The 17,865-nt window shown below is 37.1% G+C and carries 12 protein-coding genes; 4 read left to right on the top strand and 8 right to left on the bottom strand.

What is annotated here, in order from left to right:
- The first annotated feature begins 57 nt into the window (after positions 1 to 57).
- The 4 genes from QM491_RS15595 (at position 58) to QM491_RS15580 (ending at position 3,765) form a co-directional block, all read left to right on the top strand.
- Positions 58 to 1,452 (top strand): bifunctional UDP-3-O-[3-hydroxymyristoyl] N-acetylglucosamine deacetylase/3-hydroxyacyl-ACP dehydratase, encoded by a 1,395-nt coding sequence (locus QM491_RS15595; protein ID WP_166552136.1) that lies wholly within the window; start codon positions 58 to 60, stop codon positions 1,450 to 1,452.
- Between the two features lie 282 nt (positions 1,453 to 1,734).
- Positions 1,735 to 2,511, top strand: a complete 777-nt coding sequence (gene lpxA, locus QM491_RS15590) for an acyl-ACP--UDP-N-acetylglucosamine O-acyltransferase (protein WP_166552137.1) — start codon at positions 1,735 to 1,737, stop codon at positions 2,509 to 2,511.
- A 70-nt stretch (positions 2,512 to 2,581) separates the two neighbouring features.
- Positions 2,582 to 3,199, top strand: coding sequence for an ABC transporter ATP-binding protein (locus QM491_RS15585; RefSeq protein WP_283328423.1), 618 nt, complete (start codon positions 2,582 to 2,584; stop codon positions 3,197 to 3,199).
- A 119-nt stretch (positions 3,200 to 3,318) separates the two neighbouring features.
- The gene (locus QM491_RS15580) at positions 3,319 to 3,765 is read left to right on the top strand and encodes a DUF4920 domain-containing protein (protein ID WP_283328422.1); all 447 of its coding nucleotides are present in this window, start codon (positions 3,319 to 3,321) and stop codon (positions 3,763 to 3,765) included.
- Between the two features lie 179 nt (positions 3,766 to 3,944).
- Here the strand turns inward: QM491_RS15580 and gldF are convergent, their stop codons facing one another.
- The 8 genes from gldF to QM491_RS15540 all read right to left on the bottom strand — a co-directional run bounded on the left by gldF (position 3,945) and on the right by QM491_RS15540 (position 17,766).
- Positions 3,945 to 4,664: a gliding motility-associated ABC transporter permease subunit GldF gene (gene gldF / locus QM491_RS15575; RefSeq protein ID WP_283328421.1), complete on the bottom strand. Its 720-nt coding sequence runs from the start codon at positions 4,662 to 4,664 to the stop codon at positions 3,945 to 3,947.
- 138 nt (positions 4,665 to 4,802) lie between these two features.
- A complete protein-coding gene (locus QM491_RS15570; RefSeq protein WP_283328420.1) occupies positions 4,803 to 5,318 on the bottom strand; it encodes a DUF4199 domain-containing protein in 516 nt (171 codons plus the stop codon).
- Positions 5,319 to 5,375: 57 nt separating this feature from the next.
- The gene (locus tag QM491_RS15565) at positions 5,376 to 5,903 is read right to left on the bottom strand and encodes a DUF4199 domain-containing protein (RefSeq protein WP_283328419.1); all 528 of its coding nucleotides are present in this window, start codon (positions 5,901 to 5,903) and stop codon (positions 5,376 to 5,378) included.
- A gap of 13 nt (positions 5,904 to 5,916) precedes the next feature.
- Positions 5,917 to 7,179, bottom strand: coding sequence for a dihydroorotase (locus tag QM491_RS15560; RefSeq protein ID WP_283328418.1), 1,263 nt, complete (start codon positions 7,177 to 7,179; stop codon positions 5,917 to 5,919).
- An 85-nt stretch (positions 7,180 to 7,264) separates the two neighbouring features.
- Positions 7,265 to 7,645 (bottom strand): glycine cleavage system protein GcvH, encoded by a 381-nt coding sequence (gene gcvH / locus QM491_RS15555; protein ID WP_166552144.1) that lies wholly within the window; start codon positions 7,643 to 7,645, stop codon positions 7,265 to 7,267.
- A 177-nt stretch (positions 7,646 to 7,822) separates the two neighbouring features.
- Positions 7,823 to 15,190, bottom strand: coding sequence for a T9SS outer membrane translocon Sov/SprA (gene sov / locus QM491_RS15550; protein WP_283328416.1), 7,368 nt, complete (start codon positions 15,188 to 15,190; stop codon positions 7,823 to 7,825).
- Between the two features lie 139 nt (positions 15,191 to 15,329).
- Complete coding sequence (gene ruvA / locus QM491_RS15545; protein WP_283328415.1) at positions 15,330 to 15,923, bottom strand: Holliday junction branch migration protein RuvA; 594 nt, start codon at positions 15,921 to 15,923, stop codon at positions 15,330 to 15,332.
- A gap of 313 nt (positions 15,924 to 16,236) precedes the next feature.
- Positions 16,237 to 17,766 (bottom strand): lytic transglycosylase domain-containing protein, encoded by a 1,530-nt coding sequence (locus QM491_RS15540; protein ID WP_283328413.1) that lies wholly within the window; start codon positions 17,764 to 17,766, stop codon positions 16,237 to 16,239.
- Between the last annotated feature and the right edge of the window lie 99 nt (positions 17,767 to 17,865).

Here is a 17,865-nt window from a genome sequence, read left to right as displayed (position 1 = left end):
AATTTAGAGTTTATCCCAAAACTCCCAAATGAGCACTTTGCTCACACATATAGAGAAATGAACAATAAACAACACACTATCAAAAAGTCTGTTACGCTGTCAGGCGTTGGTTTACACACTGGCGTTGTGTCAACAATGACTTTTTTACCAGCTCCACCAAACCATGGTTACAAGTTTCAAAGAGTTGATTTACCGGGTCAACCTATTGCTGATGCAGATGTAGACCATGTTGTTGATATTTCTAGAGGTACAACTATCGAACATAATGGCGCACGTATCAACACTGTTGAGCACGTATTAGCTGCTATGGTGGGCTGTCAGGTAGACAATGTGTTGATTCAATTGGATGGACCAGAACCTCCAATTATGGACGGAAGTTCTATCAAGTTTGTAGAAGCAATCCTCGATGCTGGACTTGAAGAACAAGATGCTAACCGTAAATTCTTTGAATTAACGGAAGAAGTTAGATATAAAGATCTTGAAAGAGGCGTAGAATTGGCTGCTTTACCTCACAGCGATTATCGTTTAACGGTAATGGTAGATTACAACTCAAAATTCTTGAGTAGCCAACATGCAAATTTGACGCATATCACGCAATTCAATGAAGATTTTGCTAAATGCCGTACCTTCTGTTTTGTACATGAGCTCGAAGCACTTTACAATGCAGGTCTTATCAAAGGCGGTGATTTGTCAAATGCTGTAGTAATTGCTGACCGTGATTATTCAGAGGAAGAATTGGAGCATTTAGCGATGGTTTTGGGTAAACCAAAAGTAAGTGTTTCTAAGGAAATTGGTGTACTCAATAACGTGAGTTTACATTATAAAAACGAAATGGCACGCCATAAGTTATTGGATATGGTTGGTGACTTAGCACTTGTAGGTCGTCCTATCAAAGCTCAAATTTTAGCAGCTCGTCCAGGTCATGCAGCAAACGTTGCTTTGGCGAAAAAGATCAAGAAATTGATGCTAGAAGCTGACAAAAATCAAGTACCAAAATACGATCCAAAACAAACACCAATCCTTACTCACGAGCGTATTTATCAGCTACTACCGCATCGTTATCCGTTCCAAATGGTTGACAAAATCATGTATCTGGATGATGAAAGCGTAGTAGGTATCAAGCAAGTAACCATGAATGAAAACTACTTCATGGGACACTTCCCTAACAACCCAGTTATGCCAGGTGTTATGCAAGTAGAAGCTATGGCACAAACAGGTGGTATTCTTGTACTTAGCTCTGTTCCTGATCCTGAAAATTATTGGCCGTATTTGGTAGCAATCGAAAACTGTCGTTTCCGTAAAAATGTAACTCCTGGAGATACAGTAATTTTCAAATGTACTCTTTCCTCACCAATCCGTAGAGGTATTGCCAAAATGCACGGTACAGCTTATGTCGCAGGACAAGTTGTTTGTGAGGCAGATATGACTGCTAGCTTGGTTCGCAAGAGCTAATATAAACTATAGCAATTAGCAATTGAGAATTTATCTGTAGAAAATCTTAATTTGGTTTTTATATGCTTTTTGTATGCTAATTATCAAGATTTGACTATGATAAACCGTCATAGTACAATTTTATACAGAAAAGATTTATTACTTTTGACTAATTCTTTTCAAGTCTCAATGCAAAGATTACCGTAATTACTGAGCCTATAGATTTAGCCATATACTGGCAGTGTCACAATTACAATCAAACACATATATCAAAAGCGAAGTAATTATTCTGAAAACAATACCATGACACAACCGTTAGCATATATTCATCCAAACGCCAAAATCGCAGAAAATGTAGTTGTTGAGCCTTTTTCAACAATTTATCAAGATGTAGAAATTGGTGAAGGAACTTGGATTGGACCCAACGTTACTATCTTTCCCGGTGCAAGAATTGGTAAAAATTGCCGAATCTTTCCAGGAGCGGTTATTTCTGCTATTCCACAAGACCTTAAGTTTGACGGAGAAGAAACACTAACCATTATTGGTGATAACACAACCATTCGAGAATGTGTTACTATCAACCGTGGTACAAAAGATAAATTTAAAACTGAAGTTGGCAAAAACTGCCTCTTGATGGCTTATGTACATATTGCCCATGATTGCTTGGTAGAAGACAATTGTGTGATAGCTAATAGTGTACAAGTAGCAGGACACGTACATATTGGCGAATCAGCTCGTATTGGCGGTGCTTGTGCTATCCATCAATTCGTAAAAATAGGTAAACATGTAATGATTTCAGGGGGCTCTTTAATTCGTAAAGATGTACCTCCATTTACTAAATCAGCACGTGAACCACTATCTTATGTTGGTGTCAATTCTATTGGTTTACGTCGCAATGGCTTTAATGATGAGCAAGTAAATCTTATTCAAGACGTGTATCGCTATATTTTCCTTAAAGGATTTAATACTTCGGAAGCATTAGCCAATATTGAACAAGATATTGCTGCAACACCTGAACGTGACGAAATAGTTGAGTTTATCCGTACTGCTGAGCGTGGTATTATTAAAGGACCGCTCTAATCAGCTAATTTTGTGCTTTTAGATTTAATTCAAATAGGTAAGACAGCCACGCTGTCTTACTTCTTTTTTTATGGAAATTATCACCGAAAATCTAGGAAAGAAATTCAGAAATGAATGGATTTTCAAGTCTGTAAATCTTCGCTTTCAACAAGGTCAAGCTTATACTTTTACAGGTTCAAATGGCAGTGGAAAGTCAACCTTTCTACAGATTCTTTCAGGTTTTATTCCCGCTTCAGAAGGAAAAATCTTCGCATCCAAAAATCAACAAGCGCTCGAATTTGAGAATATATATAAGGAAATCAGCATAGCAGCTCCTTATCTCGAACTCATTGAAGAGTTTACACTTGAAGAACTACTTCAATTTCATATCAGATTCAAGCCACTGATCCAGCAGTATTCTATCAAAGATTTTATTGAATTTATTGAATTACCCAAAGCAAGCCAAAAAGCAATAAAACATTTCTCTTCTGGCATGAAACAAAGGGTAAAACTAGGCTTGACGTTTTGGTCAGATACGCCCATTTTGATGCTCGACGAACCTTCTTCTAATTTAGATGCTAAGGCTACCAATTGGTATCTTGAAAACGTTCAAAAGTATTCACATAATAGAATGTTATTCATTTGCTCAAACCAGCCAAATGAATATGAGTTTTGTTCCAACATTTTTAATATCCAAGATTACAAATAACCTTTTGATAAGATTCTGTAGCGTTTTATTCAAAAATTCCTTCAAAATCAAAGGATTACCTAAGCAATTCTTATTTTTGTAATCATTAAATATTCTCAACAAATCAACAAAATTTGATTATGAAAAAAGTAGCTATCATTTTCGCTATCGTACTTGGAATTCAGATTGGAGCAAAGGCTCAAAGTAACTTTGGCGAAAAAATCTCTGAAAAAGGAGCTATATCTACCACAGACTTAGCTAAAAAAATGGATGGAAAAGAACAAGTTAAAGCAAAGGTTTCTGGAGTTGTAGAGTCGGTATGCAAGGTAAAAGGCTGTTGGATGAAAGTTAAATTGGAGGATGGTTCTAGTATGCGTGTAACCTTCAAAGATTATGGTTTCTTTGTACCAAAGGATATTGATGGGAAAACTGTAGTATTTGAAGGCTTAGCTCAAGTAAAAACCACTTCTGTTGGGCAATTAAAACATTATGCTCAAGATGCTGGCAAAACACAGGAAGAAATCGAAAAAATCACTGAACCTGAAAAGGCTATTACCTTCGTAGCCAATGGCGTAATTGTAAAATAAATGTGAACTTCTTCATTGAATGAATTGTGATTTAGTAATTATTAAATCTACGTTTCATCAATAGATACACAATGTTTTGCGTCTAAATAGGTACCATATATTATCAAAAAAGGCGGTCGAAATTAGTTTTCGACCGCCTTTTTTGATTAATAGTCAATAAATGCCTAATATTTGTATGCTTATTTTTGCGTTACCTTCAAAGTAGTTCCCCACAATGCAATAGCAATCACAGATACAAAATAAAGAATATTGCGAGAATCAATCAAACCACGACTTAAAGCATCAAACTGATAATCTAATCCTATTTGTGCAAGTATATATCCAAATGAGCCCATCAATGATAATTCTGCTAATTTGCCTATTCCATAATACAAAATCAAACAAAGTACAAAACCTATAACAAAGGCAACTACTTGGTTATCGGTCAAAGAAGAAGAAAATATTCCTAATGCGGCAAATACACATCCCAAAAAGAATAGACCAATATAGGAGGTAATTACTGCTGCTGAGTCAATATTTCCTTGCGGATTTCCTAATTGATAAATAGAGTAATAATATAAAAGTGTAGGAAGTAGTGCCAGCAAAATCAGACAACAACTTGCCAAATATTTTCCAAGTACTATTTCCCAAGCGCCAAGTGGTTTGGTAAATAGTAGCTCAATCGTCCCTGTTTTAAATTCCTCCGAAAAAGCACGCATGGTGATTGCTGGTATCAAAAACAGAAAAATAAATGGTGCTACTTGAAAAAAGGAGGTCAAATCGGCAAAACCATAATCGAGTACATTGTCTTTGAAAAACCAAACAAATAGACCTGTTGCCGTCAAGAATACGCCAATTACGATATAACCAATTAGCGAATTTAGAAAGGAATTAACTTCTTTTTGAAAAATTTGAAACATAGTTGATTTAATATTTTTGCAGTCTATTTCAACTGAACACTCCTAATAAACGAATTTGCTAGTAAAGAAGTATCCTTACTAGCAAATTCATTTTTTATCTTTATAAGCAACTTTTGTTTGCTTATTTATAGCACAGATTTAGTCAAATATTGGTTTATCTTTCTTTACAAATGCTGCAATAATCAAAGAAAAGACAAAGCCTAACAATATACTTCCCACTACCCCCCATACAAACATTGCACCGGGGCTCATAAATACTTTGGACATTTCCATGGCTTGGTCAATCTGCTCAGCCGATAAGCCTTTCTTTTCCATGTCAGCCTCTGCTTTCTTGAAGATTTGATCCATTACAGAAGGATCTATAAATTTCATGTAAACGAAGCTATAAGCACTTGAAAGTAAACCACTAACTGCGGCCATCAGAACTCCTATACCAAGACCTTGTCCATAGCTCATAAAGCCATTGTTTTCTTTTTTGTAGGCATTCATTGCCATAAAAACCCCGATGCCAATAACAATATAAGCAACAAAGCCTACGGCTTGATTTCCCATTAGTCCTAGTACCATAATTAATGTACTAAAAACTACACTGAAAATACCAATGATGATCCCCCATTTAAGCGCAACTTTTGTAGTAGTTGTTTGATTTTCCATGATTGATTTGTTAAAGTTTAGACTTTGGTTTAATAGCAAACTAGCGTTTTGCTAATGCTATTTAACATACTGTCTACGATAATACAAAGAAATCATGATGGATGGTAAAATAGCGATAAGAGGGCGCTGTTTTAGCTCCGTAAATGCGATAGACATCGGATCAATTGCCTTGATTCCTGCAATCAAATTATTGAAATATTCCAGATTAGTTTCTTTGATAATCTGCTGTCTGGCGGTGGTATATTCTTTTACAGCTTCTACAACAAAATTAGCCAATAGCTCTTGCCCATGCTGTGTTGAGTAAAATAAATATAAGCCTCCTCCCACAATAATTGAAGCAGATAAAGCAACTATAAAACAAATAGATAAACCCTCCCAAAAATGAAGAGTTTCATCAGGGTTATTTCTTCGATAACTTTTTACAGCCAGAATCGAAGCTATCAAAATAAATATATTACTGGGGAATAACTTACCCGAAATCGGGGTAATTCCTATTAAATCAAGAATAACGCTATACCCCAAACAGGCAATACCTGCTAAGGCACCAAACTTGAGGCTATTTTTCCAAAATGTATTGTTAAACATAAACTTTTAGATTTTATGCAATCACTACCAAAGCTTTGCCTTTGAATGTTTTACCCAAAAATGGCGTATTTTTAGAATTTGAAATAATAGTAGAATATGTCCACTCTTTTTCAGGTTCAAATACGGTTAAGTTGGCCTTTGCTCCTTCTGCAATTTGAGGAACAGTCAATCGTAAAATTTTACGAGGTTGAATTGTTAGTTTATCAACTAATTCCTCTAGCGATAGTCCCACATTGTAGGTATTGGCAACACCAAAAAGGGTCTCTAATCCAATAATTCCAAAATCAGCCATATCAAACTCTAGGTTCTTTGATTCATCATCCTGAGGATTATGGTCAGAAACAATGGTATCAATAGTACCATCTGCCAAACCTGCCCATAAAGCTGCTACGTCCTTTTGTGTTCTTAATGGAGGATTTACTTTGAAGTTCGTGTCAAAATCCATTAAGTCATCTTCTGTAAAGCAAAGTTGATGTACAGCTACATCCGCAGAAACCGGAAGTCCTTTTGCTTTTGCCTGACGAATCAGCTCAACTGATTCAGCACTTGAAATACAGGCAAAATGTAATAGAGGCAATGTAGTATCAATCTCCGCAAATGGCGTTTCTACAACATACTCCAACAATTTCAAATCACGCATTACCATGATTTCTTCTGCCATTCGTGGCATGCCTTTCATTCCTATAAGCGTACTTACAGAACCTTCGTGCATTTGTCCAAAATGTGTCAAATCAGTATCTTCTGGACGATTAATTAAAAGGCTACCTATGGGTGAAAGATATTGAAGTGTTTTGAGAAAAATATCTGGATTTTGAATAGGATGCTCTCCATCTGTAAATGCTACTGCTCCTGCGTGATGCAAGTCAATCATTTCGGTAAAATCCTTGCCTTCACACTTGAGAGTAACAGCCGCTAATGGGTGAAACTTGATAATATCACCAGATTTACGAAGATAGTGAACGCTCTCACGAGTCTGAACCGTTGGCTTGGTATTAGGCAACAATGCTATTTCAGAGAAACCACCCGCAAGGGCTGCTTTTTCTAGTGAATATAAGCTTTCTTTGTGCTCGTAGCCTGGGTCTTTTGCGTGTACACGCATGTCGAACCAGCCTAAGGAAACACATAGATTTTCACCTTCAATAATTTCATCGGCTTCGGCAGACAACTGCTCGCCTATTTGGCGAATCACACCGTTTTCGATAAAAATATCTCTGACCTGTCCATTGAGGTCAGCCCCTTTTTGGATAATTTTTGCGGAACGAATCAGAATTTTCATTGTGCTATTTACTCGAATCGCACTTCGAGATATGGTCAAAAAAAAGCCCTGAAAAACAGGGCTTTATACAAAATAGTAATCTAAATTAAAGTCCAATGTGTTGTTTGTAAGTATCAACATCCATCAAAGCTTCTACATCAGCCAAATTTGATGGTTTGATTTTTACTAACCAACCTTCACCGTAAGCGTCAGAGTTGATAGTCTCTGGTGAGTCTATTACAGTTTGGTTTACTTCAAGGATTTCTCCAGCGATTGGCAAGAACAAGTCAGATACAGTTTTTACGGCCTCAACTGTTCCGAAAATATCATTTTCAGCCAAAGTTTGACCTACCGTCTCAATTTCAACATAAACGATATCGCCCAATTCGCCTTGCGCGAAATCAGTAATACCAACGATGGCAACGTCTCCATCTACCTTAATCCATTCATGCTCTTTCGTATAGCGAAGTTCTGCTGGGAAATTCATCTCTTATGCGTTTACAGTTTGTAATTTGATAATTTTGTTGAAGAATTGTGATGCAATTTACTGGAAAAACATCAAAATGACAATCTTTCAAACAATGATTTAGTTTCGCTAAAACTAATGCGATAAATCAAAAGAGCACTTAGTTATAATATCTTTCTGATTAGCAACTTTTTAAGCTTAATCTGACAAGCTAAATCTTACTTGGAAACCAGCCGCTATCGTTGAGCGATAATACAAGGTAGATACCCATGGATTATTAAACATCTTGTCGACGTACATATTCACATTCAATCGCTTGTTGACGTTGTAACTTATTTGTGGTCTAAATTGGAAATTGACATATCCATTGGTCACTACTGTTTCAGCATCTAGCTTTCGTTGGATTGTTCTTGTATCTCTAACCGTCAAGTTCATCTGGAACTTCATATCATTTGGCAATCGTACTTTTCGTCCATTTACCTTAAATGGCACTAGCATATTCGCCTTTGTAAAGCCCATACCAAAAGTAAAATCTTTATTACTTAGCTCGGCTACTTGTGAGTTTGATAGGTTTAGTCCAACACTTCTATCTTGGGCATATTCCAAACGAAGCGAGATTTTATTCTTTGTCGTTGCATTGAATCCTAAAAATGGCCCAAATTTCTCTTCAAATTTAATCGTACTCATTACATAGACAGGAATCAAATAACCTTGTTCATTTACTTTACTAGAAAGTGGATATAGCATATTATCTATTTTCAGCTCAAATGGATTATCATATTCCAAAGATGAAACAAAGTTACCTACCGAGTAGGTCGAACTATATCGGTGCGTAATCGAGATATTCGAGAAACGTTCTTTGAACCAACCAACATTACTCAAACCATTATAGTCTAACTGCCAGTTTGGCAATGGAATATTCACAAATGGAGAGAAGCTCACTTTGTTTGGAGAAATACCACTATAGGCCGCAAAGAAAGCTGGAATCAACACATCCTGCGAGTTTATATCGTAGGCTTCATTTCCAGTAATAACTCTCGACGCTTCTAATCTCTGCTTAATAATATTTCTATAAGATTTGAATCTATTAAAAATACCCGAGGTCTCATTTGGGGCGTTACTATCAAATGCCGTCAAAAATGATAAGAAGGTCATCTGATAATTACCCGAACGTACTGGACTTTGATGTTTGTAAGCACCTCCCATTTCTGTTGGACGGTAAAACTCTTGGTAATTATCTGTTCTACTCCACTTTCCTTCCAACTGTATTCTAAAATCTCTAAATGGCTCTATAGAACTACCATAAGTAAAGTTTTGTGTTTTGGTTTGGACAAATGGTACGTTTTGAACAATACTTTTCGAGAGCCACCCATTAGCTGCCGCTCTTGTTAATACATCATAGTCTTGGCTACCTGTTACAAAACCAAAGCCAGGAGCGGAACCATCAGCAGCACTCATACCCAAGATACCTGAGCCTGGCATAAAACCTGGCAACGTTGTAGATTCATTAATGGTATATCTTACATTGATACCACGAATAGCCATTAACAAACGTGTTACACTTCTTACAAAAGTCGGCTGAGGTTTCATAATATCTTCATCATCACCAGGACTTCGTGCCACGTTTTTACGTTCTATTCTTGGTTGGTTCGCCAGACGTAATGCACGCACACGATTGTATAATGCTACAAAGTCAATCTTACCATTGATACCTCTTTCACGGGTATTTTTAATCAAATTTCCTAATGGAACATCCAATGAGTCACGGCTGTCATACGAACTTGCTAGATACTGGTAGCCAAATTTATGACTATACTCAGCCGACATCCAGTCGGTCAATGGTGATTTATTGAGAGGCAATCGCCAAACTGCACTAAAGTTTTGATCAAAGTTTTTGGTACGTCCCAAGCTTTTTATGCTTCTCCAAACAGAATCTTTTTTGGCTTGCGTATCTATATCCCCTTGAGGTTCGTCGATAATAGCACGTGCATTGGCAGCGTAGTTTACAATAACGGATTTGGTCAAATTCCAACCTAAGTTGTATTGTCTAGTAAACATCCAATATTTTTCAAACATTGGCGCTACACCATCGGTAGTTAGCTCAGCATTTCGCAATTGGGTTTTTACAAAATTACGATCCATATCTGCCCGCACAGTAATAGAGTTAGGTAACGGAGAAAAATTAATCTCTTTAATCCATCTCAATAGAGGATAATCAGACTTTATTCCTTTAAATGGCTCTATCGGTTTACTTGTTCCAGCATAAGCATACATGATACCACCTCGATGTGAAACTTGTTTGTAAGCATCAATCAAAGTATTACTTCTTGTAAGTTCTGCAAATGAGTATGAAATAGCAATATTTTCGATATCCCATAAATGTGCTTTTCCACCACCTACTTTTATCTTGCGAACATTGGTAAGGTTAATTGCTCGGCGCTCAGAGTTATCCTCCACGATTTTTTGAAGCATTGCTCTTTTAGCTGGATCGGTGATATTATTTAGTGATTGTTCTAATGGAATATCAGGGTCGAGCGGATTAAAATGTGGTGTCGAATTACTTTTGTCGTAGCTGATGTACAAAGGAATTCTCAAACCCCATTTATCTGGAAACAACTTATCCAAATTAATCGTAGCCGCAATACCATAGGCGTAAGAAGTCTCACGTGATCGCTCAGAAATTTTAGATTGTACTCCTCCAAAACCATATCCTTTGTAAGAAGCGTTTAAGGTAACATTGGCAAAATCTGCCAATTTCAATCCAAGTTTACCTACAGCTGCATTACCAGAGTTTTGATCAAATCCATTTGAACGTAGTTCGTCGACCCAAATACAAAATGATTTGGGTAATTCATCCGCAGATTTTGGGTTTCTTACCCCAATCATTAGGGAAACTACTGCGCTCAAATCAGGACGTCCTACTACCCGTACTCGGTACAATTGTCCATTGTTACCTACAATACTATCCATAAGATATGGCGTAGTAAGAGCTACTTGAGCATTGTCTCGTTTGAGTTTTGCTGCACGAAGAGCATCAAAAGGAATATCAATTTCGTTTTCGAGTGGCCATACTTCTTGTGGCAAATAAGAACTTTTACCTTTTGGTGTAATAGTTAACCCACGTGCCTCCACTTCATAGTAGTTATCTGTTTGGTCAGTACCGATTCTAACAAATGCCGAAATATCACCTGTTTTTGTGTTGGCATCATCAGTTTCAGCATGAATAAACATTTTTAAGTTTTTATAATTCAAGAAATCAAAAACAGTATTCTTGAAAACTGCACGAGAATCGCCATCACGTAAGCCATCAACGCAAAGCGACATAGATTGTTCGTTTAGAGCAACATTGTTTACTGTAGTTACATCACGATCACGTTCAAACCCTGGAGGAACTGCGTATGGGACTGTTTTGCCTGCTTTATTGGCAGGTCCATTTTCATCGATATTTACTGTAGAAACCTTAAAATTTGCATCATAGGGCTCTGGAACTTCTTGTAATCCTCTTGGATTCAAATCACCTGTATAAGTACGATACTGATAACCAGATAATTGGAATGAAGCAAAACGAAATACCACAGGTGCTTCCCAATCAGTAGTAAACATTCGGATAAAACGCATAGACTTAAATCCGTTGATATTACCAACTTTATTGGAATAGCTCTTGATTGGAATTCTAAATAAATACCAGCTTACACCACCTTCAGTGATTTGATCGACAATGTAATTTTGTCCCACTGCCATCTTTTCCTTTTTCATATCGAGTTCATACTCGTAATAGGCGTCAGTGTCAGTAATGGTATTATCATTGTTCAAATCCTCTCTATCTGGTTGTTGATTACTTGCTTCTGTATAACCCGATGCCGTACTTGTCGAAGAAGGTGGTGAGTTATTTTCAGAGCCCATGTAATTCTTATAACGCTTTACAAGGCTAGAAGTACTACTATATCGTTCGTTCAAATAGTGAATAAAATCATCGCCTGAAGGGTCTTCCTCAATTTCAGATTTCATATTTGCATCAATATTCAAACCTTGAATGGTTCGAATATAATCGGCAAACTTCGCTTTTTCATTCCAAATATTATCAAAACTTGTCGGGTTGTTTGGCAAACCGTCCAAACCAACATCTTGCTGTTCACGCCCATTTTGCAAGTCAAAAGCATTGGTTACAAATTGTCGTGTTGGTGCAAGTCCCCAAACTGTTGAATCCACATTGGCCAAAGAGCCCTGCGTGATTTTTTGTCCTGTAGGAAGTCCATTTTCAAAATTATAACGCCCATCTGGAATAAAATCTTCAGAAATATCTCCAAGGTTAAATACTAATTTTCCACCTGTACGATTACGAATCAAACTGGCCTCTTTGTCTTTATCAAAATCTCCTGTAGCACGTACAATACCTGTTCTATTACCAGAATTAGCTGTTGCACCTGCATCTACCTCCGCAAATGGATCCATCATCCAAAATTCTAATGTTTCGATGTTGGCATTGTCAAAGTCTGTATCCGAACTAATTGCTCGTGTAATCGCCCCAAAGTTTTTTTTCGGATTTGCGATAAACTGGTCTAGTTTAGGATTATAATTATACATTCCCCTCTCTCCAGGAAAATAGGAAACATCTAGAATTCCAACAGGGACATTGATGTTATTTGCCACCGAGCGGTTAGGAAATAAGGCTTGGGACGACACTACACGCTCATAGGCGTAGTTCGCCACATCTTGTGAATTGATTCCAACACTGCCTGTTTCTAAACTACTTGTTCCGTACAAACTATAATCGACTGTATAAGCCGAAATCTTAGCTCTATTAAAATTGCTTTCGATTGAGTTAGGAGACGTAATTGGGACAATTGTTTTGGGAACAGACCCGGGTCTCCATGAGTTAGCTTGAGTATTAAGGCTAAAGATATTTCTTGCAGATTCAAAATCGTCAATAAAGGCATTACTATTCACTGCACTATTTACACCTGGAATAAGTCGGGCAAATTCTCCTTGAAAATCAATAGCTGAAGTTTCTTTGGTAGAAATCAATGGTAAAGCATCAACCAAACGTGTCAAGAACAACGACTTTTTTTGGATAGCAGCATCTAAACCAAACATAGTATTATTAATCGGCTCGTTGCCAATTTGTACCCTTTTCAAGAAACTTGGTGGAGTTTCTGAAAGATGTTGCAATGTTCCACCCAAATGAATGTCTTTCCCTAACGTGTAATCGATGTGTGTGCCTAAAAGGGTACGGATTTGATTATTGAATAAATCTGGCTTTTCATAACAAATCCTAATCTCACGTCCTGAATTAGAAATTCCTGAGTTTAAGATTTTAACACGACCTACTTGTGGCTCTACGATATAGTCAACTCCAGGTGTTAAAGCAACGCCCCCTGCTGTTACTTGTACAGAATTACCATCAACTCCTAAAGGCAAATTCACATCACCTCCAAGCGACGACTGATAACTACCTTTCAAGAAAAACTTATTCTTACTGGCAATTTGTTGCGCATCAGTCAATGTCGAAGTGTACAATTTATCAAACACATACTTATCTACTAATTGAGACTCATCGGCATCAAATTTCTTTCTAAGTGTACCTCCAAAAGGTTCTAGAACAGGAAAAATGATTTTACCATTTCTACTATCCACTGTAACTCCCTCAATAAAGTCAAAATTACCATCTGTTTGACGGTCACCATTTTGATTCATTTTATCAAGTCCTAAAACTTGAACTAATGGAGTGTCTTTCACATTTCGCCCTTCCAACAAGCTTGGATTGTCGATACCTGTATTGTCGTCTTTGTAAATAACACGTAATTGAAAACCTGTTTTTGAAATCTGAGAACCATTTAATGAATAAACGTTTTTCATCATCAAATTCCACATCGGATGGTTCAAAACATTACGAATGGTAGATGATTTCAAAAGCTTTAACACCAAAACTTCATTGTCCTGACGGTTTTGGTAATCTTCAGTTAGCTCCCCTACCTTGTATTTTTGTCCATTCATGGTGTACTCATAAGATACAGCAAGTACTTCATCATTACGAAGTGGAGTTATCAAAGAAATATAACCTAACTCTGGACTGAAACGATATTCTCTCTCTGTTAGTTTTTTGGCACCACGCAAAACATCAAAGTCAGTACCTTTATCTAAACCATCAGCTACAAGCAAACTTGTAGTCTGATCAGCTTTACGTATTTCGGCATTTGCCGAATTAGGGTCTAAGTATTTATTATAAAGTGTATTGTTTTTGTTATTCACTGGTGTGCCTCCATTAGCACCCGAAGCTGCGGCTACACCATTATTGGGGTTATATGGATTGGTTGGAGCACCCTCACCCAAGTCAGAAAAACCTACAATATTGCGTAGAGTCTCTGTGTTTTGAGAGCGGTTGGTCACATATACTTCCAAACGAGTAATAGTTATCCCCGAAGAAATGTAGGCAGTTTCGGTACTCGTAGTGCTACGTGAACTTTGTGATAAATCAGTTGAAGAAGTAGTACTATTTAGGGAGTTAGTTGATACGCCCGAAGACATCACAGAGACGCTTTTCAGCGAACTTTCGTACTTGTTACGGAAAAAAGTAGATAAGAAAAAGTGACGATTTTCGTCATAGTTATCAGCACGTATTTCGAAAGTTTTACCCTGTGAACCACCTTTTAAGGTAATACAGTCTTGTTTAGAGCGCTGTTGTGCAGCTACCAATGTAACATCTACTTTGCCAAAACGCATTAAAGTTTTCAGACCAAACAAGTTCTGAACCCCTGGGATAAGTTGGCTATTAAGAGTCCAAGATGTATTTCCTACTTCGATGTTTTGGAGTATATCTTCTTCATTTGAGCGCCAGTTAAGTTTGAGTTGGTTTTGAAAATTAAAACTTGCTTTGGTATCAAAGTTGGTATTTAGATTAAACTTATTACCGATTTTCCCTTGAAAGTTTATTTGAGCTTGCTCGTTAAAATTCAAATTTCCTATATATCGTTGCTGAACAGGAATGGCTGGATTATCAATAAACTGTCCTATGTATCCAATGTCGAGTAAGATGTTTCCATTAGGTTTAAAATCTATCTCCGATCCTCCAAAAATTCGGTCAATGGCAGGAGGAAGTTCTATTTTTGGCAAAATACCCCGCCCTCGAGTTTCATCTTTTCCATCTTGTGAGGCTGCATATTTTTTCCAGTAATCTCGAACAAAGCGATTTTGCTGTACTTTTTGATACTCCTCAAAGGTGATTTGCTGTGAAGGTCTATAATTAGCGTCAGAACCCGTAAGTTTCTCATATACGGTAATACGTCCAGCCGAGTCTAACTTAAATTCTGTTGAGGTTGATTTGGTATCCTTTATGATAAATGGAGAAGAAGGCGAACGATCCGAAAAACGGTTAGTATAACGGTCTTTGATTTTATATTTTGGACGGCGCCCTGATTTTTGTACTGTATCGGCAGGTACAGAAACGCCTAAAAACGGCTTGCTTGTCCAAAGAGACTCAGGACTACGCAAAGGGAACTCCCATGCTAATGAAGCAAATACCGATAAAACAAAACTTCCAGAAAGTATGTAAAACTTTTTCCTTTGCACAGTTGATTGCTTAAAAGTCAAAATCTTGGTGAATTCAAAATGGCACAACAAAGCCAAAACGACCAACAAGCTCTTATATTTTGGGGCATAGGCTTTTTTTAAAGCTTATGCCATGATTGAGGCTAAATTGTATATTAATTTATCGCAAAGCAAGCTTGATAAGTTGCTCAACCGATAGGCTATCACCTTCTTTCTTGATGATGGCATCCAAACTTTTCTCAGCAACATTTTTAGGAATACCCAGTGTCACTAACGCAGCCAGAGCTTCGCCACGAACTTTACTACCCGAAGGTACTAGCAATGAAGTTTGTGTTCCACCTATCAACGCTTCTTTCTTTAACTTATCTTTCAATTCGATAATAGCACGTTGGGCAGTTTTGGCACCAATTCCTTTAATACTTTGAATCGTTTTGACATCTTCATTAACCAACGCTTGACGTATTTCGCCTGATGATAAGGATGAAAGCATAATTAGGGCTGTATTAGGGCCAATACCCGAAACACTGATGAGATCTAAAAACAACGTTTTTTCGTCAAACTCTTTAAAACCATAAAGCACGTGGGCGTCTTCACGAATGTTAAGAAATGTGTAGAGCTTGCAACGTTCTGTCCCATCTTGAAGTGAGCTATAAGTTTGTAGTGAAATTTTAATTTCGTATCCTACTCCTTGGACGTCGATAATAACAAAGGCAGGATCTTTATGTGCAAGTTTACCATCTATATAGGCAATCATAATTCTAATTGTTTGAATAATAAAGTTTGATAAATGGGCAAAAAATACTCCTATTAAATAAGACAGAGGTATTTCATGCAGATTTAGGGAAATATATGACTCAAGTTTTGTTTACAGTAACATCAAACTTGTAATATTACTATACAAAATCATACCAGTTTATTGTATTACACCAAGCATTTTTTATGCCTAAAAACAACTTGGAGGATAGCTTTACTTAAGAAATACATCTTTCAAAAATACAGAAAAAGTCCGCACAAGCCAAATTGTCTTTATGCGGACTTTTAAACGAATCAATATTAGCGAAAGTAACTTAAGATACACGAAGCTTCATACCAGCTTTAACAACATTACCCTTAATTCCATTCATTTTTTTCAATTTTTCTACCGAAATACCGCCGTAACGTTGCGAAATGTTCCAAAGAGTATCTCCTTGTTCTACGGTATGAAACTTCACTTTCCCTTTACGAATATCTTCTTTTTCTCTTACGTTCGAGCGAGCATATTTCTCAGAACTTGTCACTGCGGACTCTTTGAAAATCACTAATGTTTGCCCTGTTTGAATTCCTGATTTACGTAGTTTGTTCCAAACTTTCAAATCATATACTTCCACATTAAACTTATCGGCAATGGCAAAAAGATTATCACCTTTATGAACTTTGTAAGTTATTTTTTTAGGTTTACGCTTGATTACCTCTTCAACATCATCTTCTACGACTTGCTCGCTTGGTTTGCTATTTACAGCAACTACGGGTACCGAATCTTCACGTGTTTGTGGTTGCCCTACTAGCTCTACTCCTACTGTTGCTAGCATATTAGTTGGCATTTTAGATGCAGAATCCATAATCATTAGACGATTTGATCTGAAATATGCCAATTCATTTTTAGGAAGCTTCAGCGAAAAATTACGTGTATTAATAGGTAATATATGCGTCAGAATATGAGGATTAAGCTTTTGGATACTTTCTAAATTGATATTGGCCATAATCGCCAATTTGTCTAAATCTAAGTACGAGTTTATCTGGATAGTATCATGCTCAATCGCTAATTCATAATTTTCAGGTACTATATCATGTGAATCCGCATGGTTCATCATGTACAAAATACCAATATATTGTGGCACATACCCTCTTGTTTCTTTTGGCAAACAATTATAAATATCCCAAAATGTTTGTCCTCCATTACAACGACGAATCGCACGGCGAACATTGCCAGGACCAGTATTGTAAGCTGCCAAAACAAGGTGCCAATCTCCAAAAATATTGTATAATTGACGCATATAACGACATGCTGCCTCTGTGGCTTTTTCTGGATCGAAACGCTCGTCTACATAATCATCAATTTTTAGTCCAAAATCCAGTCTTGCTGTTTTAGGCATAAATTGCCAGAGCCCTCCTGCCCCTACACGAGACATTGCTCTTGGATTTAAGCCAGATTCAATCAAAGAAAGGTACTTCAGTTCGTCGGGCAAGCCATATTTTTTCAAATATTTCTCATACAATGGAAAGTACATATCTTTTCGTTCGAGCATTGTTTTAGTAAATGAAGGTTTACGAAAAGCGAAATACTCAACAAATTGATGTGTTGTACTATTGTAGGTCAATGGAATTTCTTTTTGAAGTGCTTCTAAACGAGGCTTTACAATGTTGGGGTCAATCAACCATGTAGGCTCTACAACTACTGGAGGCGTTGCAGCTTGTGGATACACTGGCTTTACCGAAAGGGTGTCCACTGTTCCTTGAGTTTCGGTAGTCGATGAGGCTGCCGATACCTGTGCTTGGCTGCTTATTCCAACCAATAACAGTGAACCTGCCAAAATCGAACGAAATGTAGTCAATGTCATTTAATTCTCTAATAAGGATTTAAGGAATATAATATCTTTGATGTGTTATGCGTGCTCAACCCTTTGGGCAAAATGAGAAGCTTTTGAAACACTTTATCT

Source organism: Flectobacillus longus, from assembly GCF_030056705.1.
Taxonomy (GTDB): Bacteria; Bacteroidota; Bacteroidia; order Cytophagales; family Spirosomataceae; genus Flectobacillus; species Flectobacillus longus.
This window is presented reverse-complemented; position numbering and strand designations above follow the sequence as displayed.

Bases quoted from the DNA above. Each gene is read 5' to 3' on its own strand.
- QM491_RS15595 (WP_166552136.1), top strand. From the start codon at position 58: ATGAACAATAAACAACACACTATCAAAAAGTCTGTTACGCTGTCAGGC.
- lpxA (WP_166552137.1), top strand. From the start codon at position 1,735: ATGACACAACCGTTAGCATATATTCATCCAAACGCCAAAATCGCAGAA.
- QM491_RS15585 (WP_283328423.1), top strand. From the start codon at position 2,582: ATGGAAATTATCACCGAAAATCTAGGAAAGAAATTCAGAAATGAATGG.
- QM491_RS15580 (WP_283328422.1), top strand. From the start codon at position 3,319: ATGAAAAAAGTAGCTATCATTTTCGCTATCGTACTTGGAATTCAGATT.
- gldF (WP_283328421.1), bottom strand. From the start codon at position 4,664: ATGTTTCAAATTTTTCAAAAAGAAGTTAATTCCTTTCTAAATTCGCTA.
- QM491_RS15570 (WP_283328420.1), bottom strand. From the start codon at position 5,318: ATGGAAAATCAAACAACTACTACAAAAGTTGCGCTTAAATGGGGGATC.
- QM491_RS15565 (WP_283328419.1), bottom strand. From the start codon at position 5,903: ATGTTTAACAATACATTTTGGAAAAATAGCCTCAAGTTTGGTGCCTTA.
- QM491_RS15560 (WP_283328418.1), bottom strand. From the start codon at position 7,179: ATGAAAATTCTGATTCGTTCCGCAAAAATTATCCAAAAAGGGGCTGAC.
- gcvH (WP_166552144.1), bottom strand. From the start codon at position 7,645: ATGAATTTCCCAGCAGAACTTCGCTATACGAAAGAGCATGAATGGATT.
- ruvA (WP_283328415.1), bottom strand. From the start codon at position 15,923: ATGATTGCCTATATAGATGGTAAACTTGCACATAAAGATCCTGCCTTT.
- QM491_RS15540 (WP_283328413.1), bottom strand. From the start codon at position 17,766: ATGACATTGACTACATTTCGTTCGATTTTGGCAGGTTCACTGTTATTG.